Below are 25,838 nucleotides of genomic sequence, written 5' to 3'. Positions count from 1 at the left end.
GAATCTTTGCGGTCTATGCGAGAATCGAACTCGCAGTGCCTGAGCGACAGTCAGGCAGGTTACCATTACCTCAATAGACCTTTTTATGTGAATCGTGAATTGTCAATCCGCTTTGCTCGTCAATTTTAGGTTCACTTGTGAAACAAAATTCACCATTCACTTTTCTCTTTTTTGTAACCGCAGAAAGATTTGAACTTTCAACCCCCGGTTTAAAAGACCGGTGCTCTAACCATTTGAGCTATGAGATTCTATTTGTAATCCTAGAAGGGTTCGAACCTTCAACCTTTGGTGTCGTAAACCAACGCTCTATCCAATTGGCTATAAGATTATGTTTTGTAATCCCAGAAGGATTCGAACCTTCAACCTTCGGCGTATCAGACCGATGCTCCAACCAATTGAGCTATGAGATTATTTTTTGTGAATTGTCAATCGTCAATTCGCCTTGCTTGTCAATTTTTAAAAATTCACTTGCGAAGCAAAATTCACCATTCACTCATTCACACTTTTGGGTATCTCCGGGGATCGAACCCTGTTCTCCGGTGCCACAAACCGACGCTTTACCAAATAAGCTAAAGAAACCATAAAAAAAGCGCCTCTTTTCGGGAGGCGCTTTATATTTTTTGACATGTCGCTATATTAGCCGACCCATTTATATAAGCACCTTTTATCCACAAATTCACTATCAAGAATACACGCAAATCCCATCGGCTCTTGTCCGTCTCGTCCTGAATACTGATTAGATATGTTATGTAATTGTTTCATTATATTCTTGTTGTATAAAATTGTTTTTTTGAAAAGATCAAAAACATGTTGCTTTTAATTTTCGGTTGCAAAGTAAGTATGAAATTTTTAAATCCGCAAATTTATTTCCAAATCAACTAATTGAAAATCAGTTTATTACAATTAGTTTTTAGAATAGAAAATTCCTGTCCGTAATATTTTACAGATATTAATTTTACCTAAATGACTGTCTCTCATTGGTTTTCCTATCACGTCTTATTTTCTAATTATTTGTTCATTGTTGATTAAATTATTTTCACTTTTATGGTTATTTTTTTTCATTCTAAATAATTTCTGCCCTAAAAACACAAAAAACGCCTCGATGACCGAGGCGTTTCTGCAGTATTTTGATTAAATATTTACGAGTTTACAGTAAATAATTTTCAAAGAAAGCACATTTCGCCTCATTAGATATCATCCATTCATATCCAAACGATCCCTTTACTACAGGGCGATCGCATAGATTTAAACTGATATGTGCTCTTTGTATTGTCATAATTTTACTGAGGCAAAGATAATTGTTTTTCTTAATATGTTTTTTTATTTTGTCATTGCGAACGAACGTGAAACAATCTATTTTATATCATATTTACTTTGAGATTGCTTCGTCGGTTTGCTCCTCGCAATGACGAATCAGCATTGTTATTAATTTCTAAACATTTTATTTCTCCCTGTTCTGTATCTCGAAATATCTTTTAAAATCACCTCATCTTTTGGATTGAAATGCTTCAGTTCATTGATGATGGAAGAATGATTTTCTATATTTTCGGCAATGATTTCGTAAGCGATATTCCTTGTTGTTTCCTGTAGCTTTGAATCTTTATTAAACTCATGTTTCATCGCTTCCAAATAAATTAATTTCTTATCAGAAGGAGTTTTGAGGTATAAATTTTGAATTGTATGATTCAGGTCTTCAATAGTATTGATATTTACAAAATAGTTATTCAAGCAATTAAAAGCATCTTTATTTTCTTCCCAACCTTGTAAAAGAATTTTCTGAGCTTCTTCCGGAACATCCATTTTTTTGCGGTAAATAAGAGAAGCTTTCACCATTTGATCGTTGTTTACATAATCATCAACAACCATTTGGTAATAAGAATTCGCATTTTTGGTATCGTTAATTTGTATATAAAGATCACCCACTTTTTCTTTTTGCTCGAGTTCTTTATACAGTTCAATCGATTTTTGATATTGCTTCGCTTTTTCAAAACAAGACGCAGCCTCCGATCTATTTTTTAATTTTTTAAGGTAGACCACGGCAGCTTCGTTATACAAACCGCCATCTTCAAGTGTTTTTGCGCCACGATAATTGTCATTCAGCAAATTCATATAGACTTTTGCGGCTCTTGTATAATCTTTTTCAGCAATGTATTTTTCGGCTAATTCTTCGTATTTGTTTCTAATTCTGTCGAACAAAGAATTTTCAAGATAAAAGTTTCCTCCGCTACCTTTTCTTCCTGAAGAATTTCCAGATTTTTCTTTATTTTCAAGAGCGATGATTACAAAAAATATAATTACTAAAACGACGATGAAAATCACCAAATTTCCAATAACACTCCAAAATGTTTTCTGAAAGAGCTCAGCAAAAATCGCAATGATTTTAATAATTGCTAAAACCACAAGTGCTCTCAGAAACTTATCGATAAACTTCTGCTTATTCATTTTCTTCAGATTTTAATATGGTTTTATCTTCCCTTAAAAGTCTGTACAAAAGAAGAGCTACACAAATGATCAATATCCAGACAAACCAATTATAGCCAAACATTTCGATGATCGGATAAAAAATATAGCTCAATAAAGCAATCAGAACAACCATGAGAAAAATTTTGATTCCTATCGGAACATTCTCGCCACCGAAATGTATTTTTTTCTTTTTAAAAAGGAAAGAATACAATCCTACAGCTCCAGTCATTAAAACAATCAGCCAAAAAATCTCTGATGCGGAAACTTTTTCAGAATCACTTGACTCTCCTTTATTTCCTTCAAGATAAGCCTGTGAATTTTCATCCATCTTAGAAACTGGCGGATCAATAGTTCCGTAGCGTTTCCCTAAAGAATCAGCCATCAAAATCTGTTTTTTATTGAGAACCATTTTCACGACACCTTTATCGGCTGGTATTCCGTTTCCTTCTTTTTTGAGAGAATCTGTGATTTTATTTTGTAGTTTTTCTGTATTTTCTGTTATTACTTTTACTATTTTTTTATTGTAAATCGTTTTGAGAGAATCTTTTGTTTTTCCTTCATCAATTCTATATTTCTCAACATCTTTCACCACATCATCCATTGATTTTTCGTGAAATTCTTTCGTTGCTTCATGAAAATCGCTCATCAATTTCCCTCTTCGTTTTCTGTAAATAGAATCAATTTTTATATCGATATCAGTAATCCCAGATTTAAACGCCAAAATTTTTCCGATCTTGTTTTGCTGTTGAACTTTCCCGGAATTCACATGTTCCTCCGTTTCATCCTTAGTCAACTGAAACCCGATTCTCGCAACTACAATTAAAATGATAAAAACAAAAAAGATCCAGCGGTAATTCCCAGAACCTGAGTTTTCACCTAAAGAATTATCACCGCCGCTAAAAAAGTTTTGAAACCAGTTTCCAAAATTGAATTTACCAAATCCATCTCCTCTTGAAGTTCCCATTACATCCAGTGGAACTCCCAATTCTACAGCTCTTTCAGGATATTTTTCAATATATTTTAAATATTTTTCGATTTCCTTTTTATTTCCTGCCATTACTTTTTTCATATCAAAAGGCAGGTTTTTCATCCACTCTTCTTCCGTTTGTGGTTTTTGAAGCGCTTCCATCACTTGGTCATCATCCATTTCCACCATAAAACTTTTAATTTCTTGAGGAATCGTTACTCCGTTTGATGGTTTTCGAATCTTATCTCCAGATTGTTTAGGATGATTAATTAATGAGATCCAATCAATTTCTTCATTCAATTTCACCAAACCGAAATCGGGATGCATCACCAGAAAATCAGCATTGATGTTTTGCCAGTCTTCAGGATTGAGTTTAGGATAAAAAGTAGTGTTTTCAGGGATGAAAAGCTTGTCTTCAACACATTGAAAATAAGAATTCTTGCCAATTTCAGAAGGTGCCAAATTTTTAAAAATCAAAAAGCATCCATACAAAATATTCGGTTCTTTGGAAGGAATTGGAAATGACCGAACTTCATTTAAATCAATTCCTAAAATTTCCATTTCATGCAGCCACGTCAATGGTGAAGAACCTTTTATTAAAAGTCCTTTTTTAGGATAATTGTTTTTCGGAAAAGGTTTAATTCTCAGTTCCATATTCTACAATTTGATGAATAAATGGTTCTAAATATTCCAAAATCATGTCTTCCATTTTTTTTATTTTCAGCAAAGTGGTTTCGGGCAAATAATATTCTGAACCTCCGAATTCGGTATGACTCGCCAAAGCCAAATAGCCAGATTCTGTAGATGGAATATAAAACTCCGGAATGTTTTGATTACTGCTTTTAAAAGTCAAAATTCCACGGGAATCTGTAATAATTTCGCTGCCTTCAGAAAATGTAAATCTATTTTTATTTTGCTGAGCAAAAATCTTTATCGGATATTTATTCCTGTAAAAAACCAATGAATTATCATAATTCTTGGTCAATTCATTATTAGAAATCACTAATCCAAATTCAGTATTGATTCCGACATTATTGAAATTATTTAAAATTTTAACTCCAATATTGTTCAGTTTATTGAGTTCAGTTTCAACTTTTGAATTATTTTTATCCATTTCATTAACCTTGTCAAAAGTTTCTTCTAAAGAGATATCACCATCTAAGTTTATCCTGTAATTGTAAGGAATTTCAATTTGATGTAAATAAAAATTTTTATCAAAATAGATCAATTTATGCTGATGGGGAATTTTATGTCCAGACAAATTCAATTCAGAATATTCTTTTGTATTTAAATTTAATTTAGAAATCAATTTTTTATCTCGTTGATAATGGCATAAAATAAATTGATGCTGTTTGTTTTTAGCTAAAGCAAACTGACCTTTTGGTCTCACCGAAATATCTTCAAATAAAACTTCGCAACCCCGATGAATTTTATACTGATCATAATAATTTTTATTGTAATAATTATCTGACAAATAAGTTTTTAGCAACTGTTTTTTAGAACTTAAAATAAAAAACTCTCCTTCATACAAAAATGTAGCAATTCTATTTTTTGAGGTTGGAAATAAAATCGGATAATTCAAAGGAACATCTGCTTTTTTGCTTCTCAGAGAAGTGTTTTTTTCTCCTTTTTGATTTTTCTTTGGCGGATTTGCCCATAATTCCTGCAACGGAAGCATGATTTTTTGAACGTGTTTTCTTGTTCCTTTATGATGCTTGTAAAAATTCAGTTCGCCTTCTGCAGAAGTTGTCACCAAAAATTTTAGACGATCCCGATTTTCGTGAATGACTTTCTGTAGCTTTTGATTTTCTAAATTTTCCTGATTGGTAATAAAAAAAACTTCAAGATCTTTCTCGGTATGCTCTTCACTAAAAAACTTTTCCAATGACTGAGAAACTTCCAAAACCGGACTTACGATATTGAGATGATCGATCACCTCCTCCACTTTATCAAGTTTGATCGGAATTGAATTTTGTCCTAAAGCAAAAACTTCACATTCGGAATGAGCTTTTGGATGTTTGATAACTGCAATGGCTGATGCAAACGACAAAACTTTAGGAGTTCCCCAATTTTTCAGGGAAGTATCTATTAAAATAATTCTTTCAAAAACATTTTCTTCAGGCGGAATTTCACGCTGAATGTATAAAGCTTCATTATTTGCGACACGGTTCATAAAAACCTCATCTTCATTGGCAAATTCCGACAAAAGCATTCTGCTGAAATCACCTTTATTGGTCATATCAGAAACACCGCCAATCGGTTGTTCACCGGGAGAAAGATGTCGCATAGGAATTTTCAGTCCGCTCCATATTCTTTTAATTAAACTTCCAACCTGGAAAGTTTTTGGTTCTTCGATGAGTTCCTGAATAAAATCTTTATCGGTTTCTATTGTTGTTTCTTCTTCAATAACTTCTTCTTCAACCTCTGGAATTTCTATGATTCCATGCAAAGCTTTTTCAATGGATTCCGTGGTGGGAAATTTGCGATTAATAACCGCAAGAGAAATAATATCTTTTCTAAACGCTTCATACCTCAAATCAATTTTATGGGCGCTTTCGTTTAAAAGCTGCGGAATTTTGATATATCTATTGTATAATTCCTGAGATTTTTTAGAAGTAAGACAAGTTTTATTATCTGCGAATAAGGTCTGAATAAGAACAACTCTGTTTTGTCCTGTTTTATATTTATGATCTAAAATCTCCAATTTTTTGAGTAGAAAAACAGCTTCAGAAAACAATTCTTTAGTTTGTTCTCTTGAAATATTCTTCTTAAGATCATCAATTAATGTTCTCAACTGTTTATAACCATCCTGAGTCGCATACAAAACCAAAAGCAATGCCCCAAAAGGAGGCCATCCTTGTAACTGTAATTCTCTTAAAATTGTAAGAATATAAACGCGATAACCTATCACAGAAGATACTATTGGAAAATAAATCATATTATTGACTTGATAATCCGAATCATTCGAAACATCTTCATCAGTCGCCCACTCCCAGAAATAATCTTCGTAAGATTGGAAATATTCGGTTAACTCCATTCTTGTGATTTTTCAGTCAGACGAAATGAGCTTACAGATAGTTTTCTGAAATCTTCTTTTTTGATTGGTAAAACACTTCCGTTTTCGCTCCATAAAAGCCAATCTTCGTTGCATTCATTATATTTTCTTTGCAATAAAGAACTCAGATTTTTAAATTCAAAATCAAAACCTGTTGGTAGAAGATGATCATCTTTTAACCAAAAAGTTTTTCCCGGAAAGCCTAATAATGGAGTTCCCATAAACAATGCTTTATCATTAATAACAATCCAATCCAGTTTTTCTAATTTGAATTTTGGTGTCGTAATAATTACTTCTTTAATTTCCGAAATTGAGCAAAGCAAAGCCATTGCAGGCTGCTCTTCCTCACTAGATTTTAATTTGACATCAACCTTTTCATTAATTCCAAAAAAATTATTATTCGAAATAGGAAAAGTAAGCTTTAAAGCTTTATCGATTGGAGTCCACAGCAAAGCGGTTCTCATTTTTTTGCTTGGAACCAATGCATCTTTTCTGAATAAAAGTCCATCCCTCAATTCATACAAAATAAAATTCGGCAATTGCTGAATATCCGATGAAGCCGCCTGTTCATCAGTAAAACCTTTCAGCCAAATCACTTCTTCATCCATCGCAATCTGAACATTTTTCCAGTCTCGAATTACACCAAGAAAATCTTCATCAGCTTTTGGAAGTTCTGCCCAAAAAGTTTTTATACTGTTTGAAGAATCTTCTGCCATAAACTTTCGATTTCTTGTTGAATGTATTGTTTTTGTTCAGGGTATCTGATCCAGTCGCATCTCGTTTGAAGATATCTTAATTTATCTTTTATCACGTTTTGTTCCTCAAAACTTAATGTTCCGCTATTCCATTTTTCGATCAGGATCTTTACATCTTTCATCACCTCTTCAGGATTGGGGATTTTATTTTGCAAAGCTTGCGGATGAGATTTTGGGTGGTCGTCTTTTTCAATCGTTCTGTTGATAATTCCTTCTAAAATTTCTATTTGCTCTTCGGTATCCCAAATATGTTTCAACACCCATAAATCTGAAAGAATCGCTTCGTTTCGTCCACAAATTAAAGCACTTGCAGCAATAAGATTTTGCAGTTTCACGGCTCTACGATCGGAAATTGCAATCCCGGTATTTCTAAGATTGATAATTGTATTTAAATAAACTTCATAAATGGGTTTCAGGTCTATATTTTTACACAAATTCTGAAGCTCTCGGATTTCATCTGAAAAGATTTCGGGAGTTTTGGTTTCCAGAATATTTTCGAGTTTTCGACCAGCTAAAAGTACTTGTTGAAGAAGATCCGGATTTACATTATCAACATTAATTCTAATTAAAAAACGATCGAAAAGCGCATTCAAAGCTTCATCCTCAGGAAGAACGTTACTTGCACCGACAAACATCAATGCAGGAAGCTTCCTTGTTTCTTTTCCTCTTTTGAAAATCTTTTCATTTAAAGCCATCAAAAGTGAATTTAGGATTGCCGAATTGGCATTGAAAATTTCATCCAGAAAAACCATCGACGCTTCAGGCATCATTCCTTCTGTATTGGTTAACAATTCTCCTTCTTTTAATTTTCTGATATCAAAAGGACCAAAAATTTCGTTCGGTTCTGTGAAACGGGTTAAAAGATATTCGAAGTTTTTACCGTCTGTCACCGTATTTGCCAGTGTTCTTACAATGGCAGATTTTGCGGTTCCGGGAGGACCATACAAAAATGCATTTTCTCTTGCCAGCAAACAGATTCCGAGTAAATCTACGACGTCATTTTTCCCGACAAAAGTGTCTTTAACAAAAGCGAGAACTTTGTTTAGTTTTTCTATATTTTGAGTCATTTTTTTCTTTATATTTTTTCTTGCTTTTGCTTTTTAGCGCAAAGAGTGCAAAGTTTTTTTTAACAGCTAACAGTTTTTAAGTTCACAAAGGCGTTCTACTCAGCCAAGAAATACAAACAGATTAGTTTTCTACTATTTTTAATTCTCTCCAAAAAATATCTTTGTACATTCCAAATTCTGCGATCAGCAATTGGTTGATGTATGGAGTTTCTGCAAGCTTATAGGCTTTCTTTTCTACAATTCTTTCAAGATATAATTTTCGGTAGGTTTTGTCTTTTAATTCTTCTTCCCAATTGATTTTTTCAAGATCTAGATCTGATCCAATTCCTGAATAATGAAACTGATGTAAAATATTTTCCAGCATTTTCACCAAAGGATCTGTAGAATCTGCAACCTGAAGTGCATCGAGCAATTGTGGTAAAAACCTCAACGACAAATCTGCAGATAAAATTGAGGAAACATCTTTTTCATCTTGATATTGAGGAATCAATTTTTCTAAATCTTTCGCCGTATCTTTTCTTATTAAATACAACTGAGCACTGTGATACAAAATTTTCGCAGCCCAAATGGCAGCTTCTTTATTGAATAGAATCTTATCGTATAAAAAATCTAATCTTTCTTTTTCAAATTCAGATTCGAAAAAATCTTCCGCATCATTTTCCTCTTTTTTAGACAGTGTTTTAAGATCTGAAAAAATAGTCAGTGCGCCCTCTTTTCTAAGAAGAAATAAAGTGTCTAAAAACGGGGATTTATTTTCCATTGCCTAACAAAAATAGAATTATTTTCTTTAATTATTTATGAATTTTAAAACCTGAAACAAGATTTACTTCTTTAATGAACAAAAAACTACAGAATTCTCATTAAATTTATATTAAAATCAATTTCTTATCCTAAATCAATGAATCGGAAATCATTCTTGGCTTAGATTTGCATTATAAATAACAACAAAAAAATACATACAATGGCTACAAAATGGAATTTAGACCCAGCGCACAGTGAGATTACTTTTAAAGTAAAACACATGATGATTTCTAACATCAAAGGTAACTTTACTAATTTCAATGCAGAAATCGAAGCTGAAGACGATACTTTTGCCAATGCAAAAACTACCGCCACAATTAATGTAGACTCTATCTCTACTCATAATACAGACAGAGATAATCACCTGAAATCTGCAGAATTCTTTAACGCAGAAGCTAACCCAACGATTACTTTTGAGTCTAATGCTCTTAACAATTCTGTAACTGGAAATCTTACCGTAAACGGAGTTACAAAACCAATTACTTTGGATGTAGATTTCGGAGGTATCAACGTTGATCCTTGGGGAAATACAAAAGCTGGTTTTTCTTTTGAAGGAAAAATCAACAGAAAAGATTTCGGTCTTAACTGGAATGCAGCTCTTGAAGCAGGTGGTGTAATGGTAAGTGAAGAAGTGAAAATTGCAGGTGAATTGCAGTTTGTAAAACAAGCTTAATTTTAAAATAAGTTTCTGCAAGCCACAAAGCGTGGAATAATGAAATAATTAGTTTTTTAAATCAGAAGGTTCAGGGATTATTAGTTAACCTTGAACCTTTTTTAATCTTAGTAAAAATGAATCTCAACGATTTACAGAATATAAGCAGCCAGTTTAAAAATTCGCAGAAAATGCCGATTCTTTTTCTTGGTCATGGCTCTCCGATGAATGCCATTGAAGAAAATCAGTTTGTTCAGGGTTTTAGAAATGTGGCAAAAGAGATCCCAAAACCTAATGCGATTTTGTGTATTTCTGCACACTGGTTTACTCGCGGAACAAAAGTTACTGCAATGGATATGCCCAAAACGATTCACGATTTTGGTGGTTTTCCGCAAGCTTTGTTTGATGTGCAATATCCAGCTCCCGGAAATCCTGAATTAGCCCATGAAGTTGCTGAAATTTTGAATCCGATCGTTGAAGAAGATCACAATTGGGGACTCGATCATGGAGCTTGGTCGGTCATTAAACATATGTATCCGAATGCTGATATTCCCGTGATCCAATTGAGTATTGATCATACAAAGCCACCTCAATATCATTTTGATTTGGCTAAAAAATTAGAAAAATTAAGAGAAAAAGGCATCTTAATTATTGGCAGCGGAAATATTGTTCATAATCTAAGATTAATTGACTGGAAAAATATTGATACCGTTGGAGCGGGTTGGGACTGGGCAATTGAAGCTCGTGAAAAAACAAACAATTGGCTTCTCGACGGAAATTTTCAGAACCTTATCGATTATCAAAAGCAGGGAATTTCTCTGCAATACGCCATTCCTACACCCGATCATTATTTGCCGTTGATCTATTCTTTAGGTTTAAAAAATAAATCGGAAGATCTAGTTTTATTTAATGATGATTTAATTGGCGGTTCGCTAAGTATGACGAGCGTAAAAATCGGTTAAATTAATTTTCTTTTCAGCCTCTTTTTTATCACTATAAATTTAGTAATATTGTTTACCATGAAAAAAACATTATTACTTTTCTTAATGATTTGTCCTTTTTATGCGCTTTTTTCGCAAACTATAAAAGGCACAGTTGTGAATGACATCGACAAACCGATTGCGAATGTCAACATCTATCTCGACGGAACAAAAACAGGAACAGTTTCTTCAGCAAACGGAAGCTTTAGCCTCAATTCAACAAATAATAACAGTCTGGTTTTTCAGAAAGATGATTACGAAACATTTACAATTAATACATCTGAAGTTTTAAACAAAACTTTGAAAGTTGTTTTAATTAAATCAAAAGAAATTGAAGAAGTTGTGATCATTCCGTTTACAGAAGCTGCGTATAAAAATTACATAAACTTCTTTCTGGATTCTTTCATTGGATATGATAAAGAAAATGTAAGAATCAAAAATCAACGTTCGCTAAAATTTGCCTACGATAAAAGCAGTAAAACTTTAAAAGTAAAGGCTCCACAGACTTTAATCATCGAAAACAAAAATTTAGGATATACCATCGAGTATAATCTTGTAGAATTTTCTGCAAATTTTGATGAAAATACAACCCGATTTGTGGGCACAAGCTTCTTCAAGGAAACAAAAAGCAGCGATAAAGTAAAGCTGAATAGAATGAATGCTTACGACGGCAGTCAGGTTCATTTTTTCAGAAGTGTTTTTGCTAATAAAGTTGCTGATGAAGGGTTTATTGTCAATCAGATCACCAAGTTTCCGAACTCAAAATATCCTACTGAAGAAGAATTACAAAGGCTCAAGGATTTTGCTGAAATGTTCAAATCAAAAGGTACAATGAATGTTCCGGAAGATATTTTAGATATTGGTAATCGAAAAAGAAGCGAGCAACCGTATAAAATTGCTATTACAAAAACCCAGATCCTTGAAACTGATTATACTAAAAAAACAGACAATAAATTATATCTGGATTATGATCACATGATGCAGATCAATTTCAAAAAGTATTTTTATGAGTTTAAAAAAGGACAGTTTGTAAAAGCTACAATCCCAATTATACAGACCTCTTTTCTTCATCCTGAAAGCGATACTTTTGAAATTTACACCAACGGAAATACCTCAAACCCAGGTATGCTGACCAATCAGGGAGAGTTTACTAAAAATAAAATTGAATTCCTTTTGCCTTTAGATTACCAATTAGGAGATTGATAATCACTAAAATTTTTGCACAAAAAAAATCGGAAGATAAATCCTCCGATTCTAATATGTAATTGCTTCAATTAGATTCTTGTAATTGCAACAACATGTGGTACGCCCTCAATTGGGCTATAAATTTCTACGATTGCATCCCAAACAACTTCTGAAGGTGGCATAGATGCTACACACTTAAAGCGGTAATTAGTTCCGTTAACCAATTGTGTAGATACAAGTTGCGGAGTATATTTTACTCCTACAAATCCTCTCATTGCTTCGTCAAATACTTTTTGATCTTGTGGCGTAAGAGCGTGATACGCTGTCCATCCCCCTACTAATGATTCTTGTGCTGTTGTCATGATTAATATTTTGATTTTCCTACTCTTGTGGCTTTTCGGATTTCGCCCCGTTTTAAATGGTTTCTGGTCTCCATGGTTTAAGTTTTTTATACAGATTGTTTATTAAATATTTTTGAAATCTTTCAATATTATTTTTAAAACTTCTCTGTATTTGTTTGTGATCACATGACAAAGCTACTACAGATAAAATATATTTAATAGCGTATAAATACGTATTTTTAATTTTAAGTATAATTACCAAATACCATATTTTTATTTAAACTCACCAAACATATATGTTTATACAAAATATTTTCGCAATAATAAAACATATTAAATATATTAAAAACAAAAAAAAAAATACTCTTTAGTTTTTAAACCCAACTAAAGCTGAGTTATTAACATGAAATCATAAAAAAAATCGGAAGATAAATTCTTCCGATTATTAAATAAAAAGTTAGTTAAATTATAATTCTTCTAAAAACTTTGAATCTACTGTACAGCTTGTAAAACATTAATATTTCCATATCCGTAATCTGCATTCTTGGTTGGATAATAGGTTGCAGACTGTCTCATTTTATTTAAAACCTGATCTCTCGTCCATGACGGGTTTTTAGACCAAACCAATGCGGCAATACCCGCAGTAGAAGCAGTTGCCACAGAAGAACCGCCTACATAATCGGTTTGTGCATTATAATAACTTAACACAGGAATATTATTTCCAGAAGCTCTTTCCATTTGATAGGTAAAATCAATCTCACTTCCTGAGTGGCAAACATCACATTTCTGATTAGAAGTATTTTCTTTCACTCCTGTTATTGCCTGAGTTTCCGGCATCCAAGCAGGGAAAATTACGCCGACAAATGTTGTAAAGTTTGTAGAAGTTCCACCTGCACAGAAAATCAGTTTACCTTTAGAATAAGCATATTTTACACCATCTTCAATTTTTCCGACTGAGAAAATATGTCCCATTGACATTGAAATAATTTTCACACTTGCTGTATTTCCAAGATTGGTAAAGGCTATTTTCACCCCTTCTTGTTCGTGGTAACCATCCAAAACAACATTAGAAGCTGCACGATAAGAGATCAAGTTTGCATTATAGGCAACACCAACCGGTTGTCCCTGATTGTTTCTCGGAGCTGCCATTGCAGAAGCCATACTCGTTCCGTGACCGCATTTATCATCCGCTCCGTCGTAACCGGAACTCCAAGGCCAAACAGAATCTACATACACTCCGTTTTTACTGATTGTTCTTCCCGAAGACGAACCGTTATTAAAACTGCCACTCAACAAACTTTGATTGAAAGAAACTCCTGAATCGATTAATCCGATGGTAACTCCGGCTCCTGTGCTGTAATTCCATGCACTGGTAATATTATGTTTTGCGAATGACCAAGGTGCTTTTGCGTTGGGAGTTACGGTAGTGTAATCTGAAGCACTCAGAGCAGTTGATTCCAATCCGCAACCTGAAGAACTTCCACTTGATTTAGCTACGGTTCCATTGATTTTATTTTCATTTTCAAAATAGCGGTAATCTGCAGGCTCGAAATAGCGGATTGATTTTAATTTTCGCAAAGCAATTACTGTTTCCTGCTTTTCGATATAAACATCCATTTGATTTAGAAATTCATCAGAAGCTAACAAAACTCGCTCGTTTTTCCCTTCATATTGTTGAATGACATCTAAAATTTCCTGTTGTAAAGCCTCCGAATTAGAAGATTTACTTTTATCAAAATCATCTTTTGAATTTCCGAAACCAATGGAAGCTATTTTATTTCCCTGAACAATTCCGCTCCACAAAAAGTGTGATGAAGCTTCGTTCCAGGAAAACCTTCCTTTCGTTTTGGTAGTTTGGTTGATCTGATCGTTGATTTGTCTTGCACTCAGCGGATCTGTCTGTACAATTTCTGTTTCAACTGCATTGGTCTGCATTTCTTCAGTAGAACAAGAATACAACGCAAAAGCTGCGAATACATAAAATACACATTTTTTCATAGTTAAATATTTTAAATTTGGTATTCCAAGATATTAATTTCTAATGATATAGAAATATTAAAAAAATTATTTTTGAAGGAAATACTATGCTATAAATATTTAATATTGATCGCAATTACAGATTTATCTCATAGGTGTTTTTTTGAGGTAAAATAAGAGATTAACCATATTACATTTAAGCGTATTAATTCCTCTAAATATTAAAAACCTATTCCTTAAAGTTATTCTCAAAATGCTACAGTTATCTGAACTTGTTTTCGTAAATTTGTGTTTGAAATTTTTTACTAGATGAAAGAAAGTGCTGTAAAAAAAATTGCAGTTCTTACTTCGGGAGGAGATTCTCCGGGTATGAACGCAGCATTAAGAGCAGTTGTAAGAACTGCAAATTACTATAATATCGAATGTTACGGAGTAAGAGAAGGCTACAATGGTCTTATTCACGATGATTTCCTGAAAATGGGAGCTCGTTCTGTAAAAAATATAATCAATCAGGGTGGTACGATTCTTAAATCTGCCCGTTCCGTGGAATTCAGAACCAAAGAAGGACGTCAAAAAGCTTTTGAGAACTGCCAGAAATTAGGAATTGATGGTTTAGTTTGTATTGGCGGAGACGGAACTTTTACCGGAGCAAAAATCTTTAGTGAAGAATTTGGAATCAGAGTAATTGGTGTACCGGGAACGATCGACAACGATATTTTCGGAACCGATAATACCATTGGTTATGATACTGCTTTAAATACAGCAATGGATGCTATCGATAAGATCCGTGATACAGCAACTTCTCACAACAGAGTTTTCTTTGTTGAAGTAATGGGGCGTGATGCAGGATTTATTGCGTTAAACAGTGGTTTGGCAACCGGAGCTTTAGATATCCTTATTCCTGAAAGAAAAGACAGCATTGAAGATTTATTTGGAAAATTCAGAAATGCTGAAAAAACAGGAAAAGCATCAAGTATCGTTGTTGTTGCAGAAGGTGAAAAACTTGCTAATGTGTATGAATTAGCAGAAAAAACAAAAGCAGAATTTCCTGATTATGATATCCGAGTAGCAGTTTTAGGTCATATGCAAAGAGGAGGTTCACCAAGTTGTGCAGACCGAGTTTTGGCAAGCAGACTTGGTTATGGAGCCGTAGTCGGATTAATGAATGGTGAAACCAATGTAATGGCAGGAATGCGTTCTAATGATTTAACGTACACTCCTATTGAAGAGGCCATTAAAAAACATAATGAAATCAATAAAGATCTTTTATTAATTTCAGAAATTTTAGCAATCTAATCTATTTAATATAATTTTTAAAAAAGTAAAACACTATGTCAACAATTAAAGTAGGTATTAACGGTTTTGGTAGAATCGGTCGTCTTGTTTTCAGAGCAATGACAGAAAGAAGCAACATCGAAGTTGTAGGGATCAACGACCTTATCAATGCGGAATACATGGCTTACATGTTAAAATACGATTCTGTACACGGAGTTTTCCCAGGTGAAGTTTCTGTAGAAGGGAATGACCTTGTGGTAAACGGTAAAAAAATCAGAGTTACTGCAGAGAAAGACCCAAGCAACCTTAAGTGGGATGCAATTGGTGCTGACTATGTAGTAGAATCTACTGGTTTATTTTTAGATAAAGAAAGTGCTGCAAAACATATTGCTGCAGGTGCTAAGAAAGTAATCCTTTCTGCTCCTTCTAAAGATGATACTCCAATGTTCGTAATGGGTGTAAACCACACTGAGCTTACAGATGATGTAAAGATCTTCTCAAATGCTTCTTGTACTACAAACTGTTTAGCTCCTTTGGCTAAAGTAATTCACGATAACTTCGGGATCGTAGAAGGTTTAATGACAACTGTACACGCTACAACGGCTACTCAAAAAACTGTTGACGGTCCTTCAATGAAAGACTGGAGAGGTGGTAGAGCTGCTCTAAATAACATTATCCCTTCTTCTACAGGTGCTGCAAAAGCAGTAGGAAAAGTAATCCCTTCATTGAACGGAAAATTAACAGGTATGTCTTTCAGAGTACCAACTGTTGACGTTTCTGTAGTAGATTTAACAGTGAGAATTGAAAAAGGTGCTTCTTACGAAGAGATCTGTGCAGTAATTAAAGCTGCTTCTGAAGGTGAATTGAAAGGTATTTTAGGATACACTGAAGATGCTGTAGTTTCTCAGGATTTCGTAGGAGATAAGAGAACTTCTATCTTCGATAAAGATGCTGGTATCATGCTTTCTCCAAACTTTGTGAAACTTGTTTCTTGGTATGACAACGAAATGGGTTACTCAAACAAATTGGTTGATATGTTGGTTCATTCTTCTTCTTTGTAATTGATTAATCTTTTATGATATAAAAAAAACCTTCCGGATGGAAGGTTTTTTTTTATATCATTAATCTTTTCCGCTTGCAGTTCGATTGCCAATCGCAAATTTATATCCAAATTGAAACTGATAAAATGCCTGATTATTTGAACTTCCTAAATAATTATAAGTAATTAAACGCGCAAATATCGCCTGATTCGGATTTCCATTCGGATGATAAAAAACTTCCGCTTCATTTCTAAAAATAGGAATAATGGGTGGTAACATAATCTTTTCACTTTGATAAGTATTAAAATTCTGAAAATCATACCACGAAAACTCTGCTTTGTAATCAAACCCGAAATTATTAAACCTTTTTGTAGACAAATGCAAACCGCCACCAAATCCCATTGCTTTAACACTTTTAGTAATAGTATCATTTACAGTATGAATATTCATTTCAGAAATATTGTAGTTTAGTAAACCATACAAGCTAAGGCTTACCGGGGCATTCTTGTTCTGCCATTTTAAAACTTCCAAATCCAACCCCATAACCAAATATCGTTTTTAAACTAAATCTATATCATTTTTTACCACATAATTTGTATTGGTACTGTCTAATTTTGTCTGCACATACCGTGAATCTTTTTCAAAACGAGAATAATTTACAGAAGGAGAAACAGCTGGAAAATATTCAATCTGTCCTAAAGTTTTTTTACTTCCTAAAAATCGGAAAGGATAAGGAAATAAGTAAAATTTAGCTCGACCTTCAACTTGTGCCACACCATTTTGTGAATCTCCGAAAAGAGTAAGAAAATCTGTATAAGCCCTTAATTCTAATATTTTTTCTAAATAAGTCTCTTGTTTTATTTGATAAACAGCATTTCCAGTTTGATTTTCTTCAGGTTTTGTAGGAAGCTCTAAAGCTATATCATGAGGAATGTAATGGTTCCCAACTTTATAATTATAATTCATAACATCAGATAAGCTAATGAATAAATACTTCATTTTTTCATCAGTGTACTCCTTATATGCATCGTATGATACTTTTCTTATAGAGTTCTTATAATTCATCATCTTTCTCGTACCAAAACTTGAAAAGAATAAAACACTTATCCCAATCTGATTTGTAAAAACATGTTCATTTCCTTCATCATCCTCTACAAAAACTCTTATATCACAAAAGTACCCATCTTTAATTTCGACATCTAATTTTTTGAATTTATACATTAATTTTGGTTGCAATATATAATCTCCACAGTCATATTTTTTTTCAACCATAAATTTATTTGTCTTCAAAAACTCTTTAATATTGGTACTATCTTTACTTTTATTAAAATTATGCTGCTCCTTTTTAAATTCTTCTTTAATTTTTTTAATGTCTTTTCGTTCAATATATTTATAGAAATAAAATTCTTCTTTATGTTTCGGAACTATAATATCTCCAAAATAACTCTCCTTACCTTTATTATTGATGACACTTCTCAGAATTTGAGATGCTTCATCATTTTTATTCTTAAAAATATCTTCCTTCAACACTTTATTTTCACCAAAATACATATAAACATTAGTATCTTTAGCATTATCAATCTCTGTTTTTTTTATTTCATTTGCTTTTTTAATAATTATTACGATTTGTTGTAAATTACCTGTATTATTATTTATTTCTTCTCCAGATTTTCCTAAACCAACAATTCCATAAACTATTTTTTTATCAGTTTTTCTTAATGAATCTAGTTTTATTGATAAATATAAACTTTCTTTAAATTTTATATCTGAAGAATCTATTTTAATTCTACTTATATCTTTTTGAGAAAAATTCAAAGTAGCTTCATTCTCCGATAATTCATTTTGTTTTTTTAAAATTTTTATTTGTTTTATTCCATTTGAAAAATATTTCCCTGTTACATCTATTTGAATAATCTGACTTTTTTTAGCTAATAAATCAGACACCCTAATGGTATCTTTATCAAAACTTAAATCATAATGAAGCTTGGGAGTCTCTTTTTGCGCAGATACCATTCCCACACATCCGAGTAGAAACAGCAATAAAATTTTTGTTCTCATGGTTACTTTGTTTTTATGGTTAGTTTTATAAAAAGCAGAAAAAGCAACTACCAAGATATTGGCAGTCGAGTTTTCAGGTATTAGTTAATACAAATATCTGTAATTTTTTAACGCAAAAATGATTTTATAGAATAATTTTTTAAGAATTATTAACAAAAATTAAGAAAAGATTAATTAATCTAAGGTTAAGTTTTTCAACGACCAAACTCCACCATTGTAAATATTTAAATCTATTTTAGAATTGATTCCGTACACAATTCCGTTTTCTGTAAATTGCCAGAAATTCCACTGATCTTCAGGGGAAGGTTCGGGAACATCGTTGTAATTGGCAAGCCAGATCGGGTAACCATCAAATTCGCCTCTCAGAAAATCTTTGTAATAATGATAATAGGTGTAAATAATAGGTTTTTCACCATAAGTTTCTTCTACAATTTTACACCAAATTTTTAAGTCCTCAATCAACTTTTCTTTCGACTTACTTTTTGGAATCTTTTCAATATCTAAAACTGGCGGCAAATCCCCACTTTCAAGCTTTACATTATCCAAAAAATTGTTTGCCTGGATTACCGGATCTTCATCAGCTCTGTAAAAATGATACGCTCCACGGATTAGGTTATGCTCTTTTGCGGAAGACCAAAATTCATCAAAATTTTTATCAGCATTTCGGTTTCCCATTGTTGCTCTCATCACTACAAATTCAAGCGGAATTGTTTTATTCCCGATGCTTAAGCTATCCCATTTTATATCTTCTTTATTTTGGTAATGGGAAATGTCAAAACCATAAGTTTTATCCAAATTATTTGAAATAATTTTCTGAATTCTTAGAGTTTCAGATTCGCTGTTTTTTAGCTTCTTATGAGCGAATTTATTAAAATATAAAGCATAATAGTAACTGATTGATTGCTTTAGATATAAACCTGTTCCGATAAGTGCAATCACCAAGATGAGCAATACAATTTTCCGACGCAAAAAATAATTCTTTCGTCTTGATTTGTGGATGTTTTTGGCAGTTTTTTTGGTGTACTTTTTAGGGCTCATAAAGTTTTGCAAAACTAACTTTTTAAGACCTAAAAATACTAAATAAAATAAGTAAATTTGTGTATTATGGAAACACGCGAAAAGGTTATCATCATTGGAGGAGGTTTTGCGGGATTGCAGCTTGCAAAAACGCTGAACAATAAAAATAAAAAGGTAATTGTTCTCGACAGAGTAAATCACCACATGTTTCAACCCCTTTTTTATCAGGTTGCATGCGGACGAATCGAGCCTTCCAATATTTCTTTTCCTTTCAGAAAAATCTTTCAGCAATCCAGAAATACACAATTTCGTTTAACGGATGTAAAATCTATTGATCCGGGCAATAATAAGGTCATTACAGACGAAGCAGAATTCACATACGACAAATTAATTATCGCCACCGGTTGTAAAACCAATTTTTTCGGAAATAAAGATCTCGAAAGTAAAGCTTTTGGGATGAAAAATACACAAGAAGCTATCAGTATCAGAAATCATGTTTTAATGACTTTCGAAAAACTGATTCTTGAAAAAAGCCGAAGTGACGATGGAAACTGGAATATCGTTATCGTAGGAAGCGGGCCAACCGGAGTAGAATTAGCCGGCGCTTTTTCAGAAATGAAAAAAGAAATTCTTCCGCGAGATTATCCTTACATGAATTTTGATCACCTTCAAATTATTCTTGTAAGTTCTACCGAAAAACCACTTGCCGTAATGAGCCCTGAAGCTCAGGAAAAATCTGAAAAATATTTAAAAGAATTAGGAGTAAACTTCCTCAGTGGTGAAGTCGTAACCGATTATGACGGAAATAAAGTCTACATGAAAAGTGGCAAAGAAATCCCGTCGAATAATGTAATCTGGGCTGCAGGAGTTACAGGAAACGTCATTGACGGTTTTCCTTCAGAAAATTTAGTCAGAAATCGATATATCGTCGACCGTTTTAATAAAGTAAAAGGCTACGACAACATTTATGCTGTTGGAGATATTGCGTACATGGAAACTCCGAAATATCCTCAAGGTCATCCTCAAGTTGCGAATGTTGCCATCAATCAGGCAAAAAATTTAGGCAAAAACTTTCTGAGGAAAAACAAGAACGAATGGGTTGAATATGAGTATAAAGACCAAGGTTCATTAGCAACCATCGGAAAACACAGAGCCGTTGTAGATTTACCATTTATAAAATTTCAGGGATTTTTAGCCTGGTATTTTTGGATGTTCTTACATTTAATGCTTATTTTGAGCGTCCGAAATAAACTGGCGATATTTTTTAATTGGATGTGGAGCTATTTTAATAAAGATTCTTCCTTACGTCTGATTATTTCGCCATCTCAAAAAAATAATACGCAGCAATGAGAATTGACATTATAAGCGTGCTTCCAGAATTAATGGAAAGCCCGTTTCAAACTTCTATTTTGAAAAGAGCAGTTGATAAAGGTATTGTAGAAGTACATTTTCATCAGTTGAGAGACTGGTCAATCAACAAACACCGCCAGATTGACGACGAACCTTACGGTGGTGGCGCTGGAATGGTAATGATGATTGAGCCTATAGATAAATGTATTTCTGAACTTAAATCTCAGAGAGAATATGATGAAATCATTTATTTAACGCCCGATGGAGAAACTTTAAACCAAAAAATCGCCAATACTTTATCGATTAAAAACAATCTGATCTTTTTGTGCGGTCACTACAAAGGAATCGATCAGCGTGTAAGAGATTTGCATATTACCAAAGAAATATCAATCGGAGATTTTGTTTTGACTGGTGGTGAATTGGCAGCTTGTGTTTTGGCAGATTCTATCATCCGTCTTGTTCCCGGAGTTTTGAATGACGAACAAAGTGCTTTAACAGACAGTTTTCAGGACGATTTACTTTCTCCTCCCATTTATACAAGACCTGAATCTTATAAAGGATTGGAAGTTCCAAAAATACTTTTAAGTGGAAATTTCGCTAAAATAGAGGAATGGAGACACGAACAAGCTGTAAAAATCACTACAGAAAAGCGCCCCGACCTTTTAGAATAAGTAAAAAAACTTATGTGAGAAATAGTTTTTACTGAAAATTTTACATTTATAATACCTTTCATTACATTTTTCACCCCATTTATATCACTTTTAAATGGATTATTTTTTATTGAATCATACATGGGTTTGTTTGAAATTTATATTGTAAATTTGCCCATTATTTATCATTGTAATAACATATTAAGATTTTAAAAATTAATTTGATTTAAGATTTTATAATCATCAAAATTCTTGATATATTTAATGATAAGTTTGATTAAAATTTTGTCACAATTTAGAAAAATATGTTGATGGAGCTTTTTGCTTTTTACAATGTTGAAAATTTATTTTTGCCCGATCCGCCGCAGATTCATAAACTCGATCCTACAAGATCAGGATTACGAAACTGGGACGACAGAAAGTACAGAACTAAGCTTTCAAAAATTGCTCATGTTTTTCGTTTAATGAAGGAAGAAAACGGAATTTTACCTGCCCTTATCGGTCTTTGTGAAGTTTCCGGAAAAAAGGTATTAGAAGATCTGGTAAAACTTGATCCTTTCAGCTCTCAATACGGAATTGTACATTATAATTCCCTTGATGAGCGAAAAGTAGACGTTGCTCTTTTATATGACAAGTCTAAAGTTGAAATCTTAGATTCTGAAGCTATCACTTTCTTTTTTGAAATCGTAGACAACAGACCCGATAATTATGACACGACAAGGGATGTACTCTTTGCAAAAGTAAAATTCAAAGAGGAAATAATGAATGTTTTTGTAGCTCACCTTCCTTCGAAGAGAGAAAAAGACATTAATCAACCCAAAAGAAACTTTATTATGAATGAAATTCACAACAGGATTTTAAATATCATCAATAAAGATCAGGAACATGTCATTTTGTGCGGAGATTTTAATCAAAACCCGGACGATGAGAATTTAATAAAAATTCTTTATGACAGTACACAGAACAGGGTTTTACACAACCCTTTTCAAAAGCTGTTTTCAACTAAGAAATATTCTACTTTTCATTACAAATCCGGACTACTTTTTGACCAGATCATGCTATCAGATTCTTTTTTTAAAGCTGATGCAACATTATCTTTTCAGGAGGCAAAGGTTTTTAATCCTGAAAGTATGAGTACTAGAAATAAAGGTTTTGAAGGCAGACCTTTCAGAACATATGCAGGAACAAGGTATCTTGGTGGCTTTAGCGACCATTTTCCTGTTTTAGTAGCTTTCAAAAAAAATTGAATTGAAGTAACAAAATATTAAAAATGAGAAACACAGAAGATAATACGAGCTATCAATTGGATCAGCTAGACAAAGAGATCATATATATGCTGATGGACAATTCTAAAAGTTCTTTGGCGTATATATCTAAACAAGTAGGGATATCTACCACTGCCGTGCATCAAAGAATTAAAAAGCTTGAGGTAGCGGGAGTTATAGAGAATTCTATCTCATTTTTGAACCCAAGAAAAATAGGATACAAAGTAGTATCATACATCGGAATGTTTCTTGACCAGCCAAGTCACTATCCTGAGGTTGTAAAATCTTTGAAAGAAGTAAATGAAGTGGTAGAAGCACATTACACCACAGGAAATTATACTATTTTTCTGAAAGTCTTATGCAAAGACAATGATCATTTAATGCTGATTTTAAGCAAACTTCAGAAGCTGAAAGGCGTTACAAGAACCGAAACTTTCATATCTTTGGAACAAGGTATTTACAGACAACTGAAAGTATAATTATGATGAACATTGCTCAATATTTAGATTCAACTTATTTAAAAACTCCACAGCAATCAGGAATTTCTGAGGAAGAAACATTGCAGATTGTGAAAGATTTGGCTCAGGAAGCAATAGATTATCACATTTTTGCCGTAATGATTCGTCCTGATTATGTTGCTGAAATTAAAAGTTTTTTAAATGAAAAGAAATCTAATGTAATTGTAGGAACGGTAATTGGTTTTCATGAAGGAACATATTCTCTTGATGAAAAGCTGGCTCAAGCAACCAAGGCGATCAATGACGGAGCAGATGAATTGGATTTTGTAATTAATTACGAAGCTTATCTTAATGGAAATTTAGAGCTTGTAAAAGACGAATTTTTAAGATGCACGCAACTATGCATTCAGAATCAAAAAATTGCAAAATGGATTATTGAAATTGCAGCTTTGACAGATGCAAAAATTGCAGACCTTACCAATAATATTTCAACTTGGGCAGAAGAGAATTTTAATGAAAAAGATTTAGAAAATATTTTCGTTAAATCTTCAACAGGTTTTTATCAAACAGAAAACGGAAAACCAAACGGAGCAACCTTCGAAGGAATCAAAATAATGCTTGATAATGCGGGTAAACTTCCCGTAAAAGCAGCAGGTGGGGTAAGAACTCCAGAAGATGCAGAAAAGATGATTAAACTAGGCGTTAAAAGGATTGGAACTTCTTCTGCATTGGCTCTTATAAAAAATGATTCTTCTTCAGAAGGAGGATATTAATTCAAACAAAACTTTAAAAAATAACAAAACCCATCAAAATCTGATGGGTTTTAATTTTATGCCTGTTGAGCTTGATATTCTTCGTAAAACTCCTGAGTTTCATGAATAACAGCATCCATTTCTTCCAAAGTATATACTTCTAAGAATTTTCTTCTGAAATCTTTAAAATGTGGAATTCCACGGAAATAATTGCTATAATGTTGTCTCATTTCAATTAATCCCAACTTTTCACCTTTCCATTCAGCACTCCATTCAGCATGTTGACGAACGGCTAATAATCTGTCTGAAATAGTTGGAGCAGCCAAGTTTTCACCTGTTTTAAAGAAATGCTTTATTTCATTAAAAATCCACGGATATCCAATTGCAGCACGACCGATCATAATACCGTCACACGCATATTTATTTTTATATTCTAAAGCTTTTTCGGGAGAATCTATATCTCCGTTACCGAAAATAGGAATCTCAATATTAGGATTTTGCTTAATTCTGGAAATATGTTCCCAATCTGCTTCACCTTTATACATTTGTCCACGCGTTCTCGCATGGATGGTTAAAGCTTTGATTCCTGTTTCCTGAAGACGTTCGGCAACTTCATCAATATTGATAGAATTGCTGTCCCATCCCAGACGGGTTTTCACCGTTACTGGAAGACTTGTAGAACTCACTACCGCTTTCGTTAAACGAACCATCATGTCAACATCCTTCAAAACACCTGCACCGGCTCCTTTACAAACCACTTTTTTTACAGGACATCCGAAATTAATATCTACCAAATCAGGATTTACAGTTTCTACAATTCTTGCAGACATCGCCATTGCCTCTTCATCACCACCAAAAATCTGAATTCCAACCGGTCTTTCATAATCGAAAATATCCAGCTTTTTTCTGCTCTTCATCGCATCACGAATTAAGCCTTCAGAAGAAATAAACTCCGAATACATCAAATCTGCTCCATGCAATTTGCATAAACGTCTGTATGGAGGGTCACTCACATCTTCCATCGGAGCCAACAAAAGCGGAAATTCCGGCAGTTCTATATTGCCAATTTTAATCATGGTGCAAATTTACGAATTTCTAAACTTTAAACAATTTAATAATATCTATTATGGTGATTCTTAAATATATTTAATATAATTAAACAACATTGAGCATAATAACTATAATTTTCAGGAGCTATTTCCGGCTATCCACTATTACTCCTCACGCCATTGTTTCTCCATCTCTAAATTCCTCCAACTCTCCATCTCATGTTGCGGGGTAATCGCTTCTATCCGGGCTAGAATTGTAGTCATTCAATATTAGTTTTCGTTTAATTGAGACAAATAAATTTATTCAGCTTTAGTTTGTTTATTCTATCAACTTTAATCTCTTTACTTATTACAATTCTAGAATTAATACGTATCGCTCCTCCGGAGCGAACCTAAACCATTAGCAATAGGCAATAGGCAATAGGCAATAGGCAATAGGCAATAGGCAATAGGCAAAATTCCTTATTATCTATTATTTATTATTCATTACCTATTGTTTATTAGTGATCAATGATCATTTATCAATTATCATTGATCTATATTGTTGATTTTCTGAGTTTATAACAAAAAAAAGTCTCATAGAAATAAATCTATGAGACTTTAAAAAAAACTGGCGGCGACCTACTCTCCCGCTTTCGCAGTACCATCGGCGCTAGAGGGCTTAACTTCTGTGTTCGGAAT

22 protein-coding genes, 5 tRNA genes and 1 rRNA gene are annotated in these 25,838 nt (G+C 33.1%); 10 read left to right on the top strand and 18 right to left on the bottom strand.

The features are described from left to right. Window positions 1-9 precede the first annotated feature (9 nt). From BUR17_RS20775 to BUR17_RS16690, 11 genes are all read right to left on the bottom strand, one after another. Window positions 10-80, bottom strand: a tRNA-Asp gene (locus BUR17_RS20775). 94 nt (window positions 81-174) lie between these two features. Continuing rightward, window positions 175-248: transfer RNA gene (locus tag BUR17_RS16740), tRNA-Lys, on the bottom strand. A 7-nt stretch (window positions 249-255) separates the two neighbouring features. Beyond that, window positions 256-328: transfer RNA gene (locus BUR17_RS16735), tRNA-Arg, on the bottom strand. A gap of 8 nt (window positions 329-336) precedes the next feature. After that, window positions 337-410 (bottom strand) — tRNA-Ile (locus tag BUR17_RS16730). Between the two features lie 96 nt (window positions 411-506). Further along, window positions 507-574, bottom strand: a tRNA-His gene (locus tag BUR17_RS16725). Window positions 575-1,425: 851 nt separating this feature from the next. Then, entirely contained in the window at window positions 1,426-2,442 is a 1,017-nt protein-coding gene (locus tag BUR17_RS16715) for a tetratricopeptide repeat protein (RefSeq protein ID WP_074231747.1), read from the bottom strand. Then, complete coding sequence (locus BUR17_RS16710; protein WP_074231746.1) at window positions 2,435-4,084, bottom strand: hypothetical protein; 1,650 nt, start codon at window positions 4,082-4,084, stop codon at window positions 2,435-2,437. Before BUR17_RS16710 ends, BUR17_RS16715 begins: the two co-directional genes overlap by 8 nt. Next, a complete protein-coding gene (locus BUR17_RS16705) occupies window positions 4,068-6,467 on the bottom strand; it encodes a hypothetical protein (protein WP_074231745.1) in 2,400 nt (799 codons plus the stop codon). The genes BUR17_RS16710 and BUR17_RS16705 overlap by 17 nt, the downstream gene beginning before the upstream one ends. Continuing rightward, the gene (locus tag BUR17_RS16700) at window positions 6,458-7,201 is read right to left on the bottom strand and encodes a hypothetical protein (RefSeq protein ID WP_074231744.1); all 744 of its coding nucleotides are present in this window, start codon (window positions 7,199-7,201) and stop codon (window positions 6,458-6,460) included. Before BUR17_RS16700 ends, BUR17_RS16705 begins: the two co-directional genes overlap by 10 nt. Next, a complete protein-coding gene (locus BUR17_RS16695) occupies window positions 7,174-8,307 on the bottom strand; it encodes an AAA family ATPase (protein ID WP_074231743.1) in 1,134 nt (377 codons plus the stop codon). The genes BUR17_RS16700 and BUR17_RS16695 overlap by 28 nt, the downstream gene beginning before the upstream one ends. Before the next feature lie 121 nt (window positions 8,308-8,428). After that, window positions 8,429-9,067, bottom strand: coding sequence for a hypothetical protein (locus tag BUR17_RS16690; protein ID WP_074231742.1), 639 nt, complete (start codon window positions 9,065-9,067; stop codon window positions 8,429-8,431). Between the two features lie 201 nt (window positions 9,068-9,268). On the opposite strand from BUR17_RS16690, the gene BUR17_RS16685 reads away from it, so the two are divergent. The 3 genes from BUR17_RS16685 (at window position 9,269) to BUR17_RS16675 (ending at window position 11,943) form a co-directional block, all read left to right on the top strand. Further along, window positions 9,269-9,781, top strand: a complete 513-nt coding sequence (locus tag BUR17_RS16685) for a YceI family protein (protein WP_074231741.1) — start codon at window positions 9,269-9,271, stop codon at window positions 9,779-9,781. A 116-nt stretch (window positions 9,782-9,897) separates the two neighbouring features. Further along, the gene (gene ygiD, locus BUR17_RS16680) at window positions 9,898-10,722 is read left to right on the top strand and encodes a 4,5-DOPA-extradiol-dioxygenase (RefSeq protein WP_074231740.1); all 825 of its coding nucleotides are present in this window, start codon (window positions 9,898-9,900) and stop codon (window positions 10,720-10,722) included. 57 nt (window positions 10,723-10,779) lie between these two features. Further along, on the top strand, window positions 10,780-11,943 hold the full coding sequence (locus tag BUR17_RS16675; RefSeq protein ID WP_074231739.1) for a carboxypeptidase-like regulatory domain-containing protein: 1,164 nt from the start codon (window positions 10,780-10,782) through the stop codon (window positions 11,941-11,943). Between the two features lie 71 nt (window positions 11,944-12,014). Here the strand turns inward: BUR17_RS16675 and BUR17_RS16670 are convergent, their stop codons facing one another. Next, on the bottom strand, window positions 12,015-12,287 hold the full coding sequence (locus tag BUR17_RS16670; protein WP_074231738.1) for a hypothetical protein: 273 nt from the start codon (window positions 12,285-12,287) through the stop codon (window positions 12,015-12,017). A gap of 471 nt (window positions 12,288-12,758) precedes the next feature. Further along, window positions 12,759-14,264: a S8 family peptidase gene (locus BUR17_RS16665; protein ID WP_074231737.1), complete on the bottom strand. Its 1,506-nt coding sequence runs from the start codon at window positions 14,262-14,264 to the stop codon at window positions 12,759-12,761. 288 nt (window positions 14,265-14,552) lie between these two features. Here BUR17_RS16665 and pfkA point away from each other — a divergent pair, with 288 nt between their 5' ends. Both pfkA and gap read left to right on the top strand, forming a co-directional pair. Then, on the top strand, window positions 14,553-15,539 hold the full coding sequence (pfkA, locus tag BUR17_RS16660) for a 6-phosphofructokinase (protein WP_074231736.1): 987 nt from the start codon (window positions 14,553-14,555) through the stop codon (window positions 15,537-15,539). Between the two features lie 35 nt (window positions 15,540-15,574). Beyond that, a complete protein-coding gene (gap, locus tag BUR17_RS16655; protein ID WP_066679504.1) occupies window positions 15,575-16,579 on the top strand; it encodes a type I glyceraldehyde-3-phosphate dehydrogenase in 1,005 nt (334 codons plus the stop codon). Window positions 16,580-16,639: 60 nt separating this feature from the next. Here the strand turns inward: gap and BUR17_RS16650 are convergent, their stop codons facing one another. From BUR17_RS16650 to BUR17_RS16640, 3 genes are all read right to left on the bottom strand, one after another. Further along, window positions 16,640-17,101 (bottom strand): hypothetical protein, encoded by a 462-nt coding sequence (locus BUR17_RS16650; RefSeq protein WP_074231735.1) that lies wholly within the window; start codon window positions 17,099-17,101, stop codon window positions 16,640-16,642. 15 nt (window positions 17,102-17,116) lie between these two features. Next, the gene (locus BUR17_RS16645) at window positions 17,117-18,616 is read right to left on the bottom strand and encodes a hypothetical protein (RefSeq protein WP_143747613.1); all 1,500 of its coding nucleotides are present in this window, start codon (window positions 18,614-18,616) and stop codon (window positions 17,117-17,119) included. Window positions 18,617-18,790: 174 nt separating this feature from the next. Then, window positions 18,791-19,654, bottom strand: coding sequence for a glycoside hydrolase family 25 protein (locus BUR17_RS16640; RefSeq protein WP_084550724.1), 864 nt, complete (start codon window positions 19,652-19,654; stop codon window positions 18,791-18,793). Between the two features lie 66 nt (window positions 19,655-19,720). Here BUR17_RS16640 and BUR17_RS16635 point away from each other — a divergent pair, with 66 nt between their 5' ends. From BUR17_RS16635 to deoC, 5 genes are all read left to right on the top strand, one after another. Next, window positions 19,721-20,983 (top strand): NAD(P)/FAD-dependent oxidoreductase, encoded by a 1,263-nt coding sequence (locus tag BUR17_RS16635; RefSeq protein WP_074231733.1) that lies wholly within the window; start codon window positions 19,721-19,723, stop codon window positions 20,981-20,983. Further along, window positions 20,980-21,654, top strand: coding sequence for a tRNA (guanosine(37)-N1)-methyltransferase TrmD (trmD, locus tag BUR17_RS16630; protein WP_074231732.1), 675 nt, complete (start codon window positions 20,980-20,982; stop codon window positions 21,652-21,654). The genes BUR17_RS16635 and trmD overlap by 4 nt, the downstream gene beginning before the upstream one ends. Before the next feature lie 290 nt (window positions 21,655-21,944). Further along, the gene (locus tag BUR17_RS16625; protein WP_084550763.1) at window positions 21,945-22,880 is read left to right on the top strand and encodes an endonuclease/exonuclease/phosphatase family protein; all 936 of its coding nucleotides are present in this window, start codon (window positions 21,945-21,947) and stop codon (window positions 22,878-22,880) included. Window positions 22,881-22,903: 23 nt separating this feature from the next. Then, entirely contained in the window at window positions 22,904-23,377 is a 474-nt protein-coding gene (locus BUR17_RS16620) for an Lrp/AsnC ligand binding domain-containing protein (RefSeq protein ID WP_074231730.1), read from the top strand. 2 nt (window positions 23,378-23,379) lie between these two features. Next, window positions 23,380-24,129 (top strand): deoxyribose-phosphate aldolase, encoded by a 750-nt coding sequence (deoC, locus tag BUR17_RS16615; RefSeq protein WP_074231729.1) that lies wholly within the window; start codon window positions 23,380-23,382, stop codon window positions 24,127-24,129. 56 nt (window positions 24,130-24,185) lie between these two features. Here deoC and dusB read toward each other — a convergent pair whose 3' ends face one another. Continuing rightward, window positions 24,186-25,184, bottom strand: a complete 999-nt coding sequence (dusB, locus tag BUR17_RS16610) for a tRNA dihydrouridine synthase DusB (protein WP_074231728.1) — start codon at window positions 25,182-25,184, stop codon at window positions 24,186-24,188. Between the two features lie 581 nt (window positions 25,185-25,765). Beyond that, window positions 25,766-25,838: ribosomal RNA gene (gene rrf / locus BUR17_RS21295) — 5S ribosomal RNA — on the bottom strand; the annotation flags it as partial.

It is taken from the genome of Chryseobacterium scophthalmum (genome assembly GCF_900143185.1).
In the GTDB taxonomy this organism is placed as follows: Bacteria; Bacteroidota; Bacteroidia; order Flavobacteriales; family Weeksellaceae; genus Chryseobacterium; species Chryseobacterium scophthalmum.
This window is presented reverse-complemented; position numbering and strand designations above follow the sequence as displayed.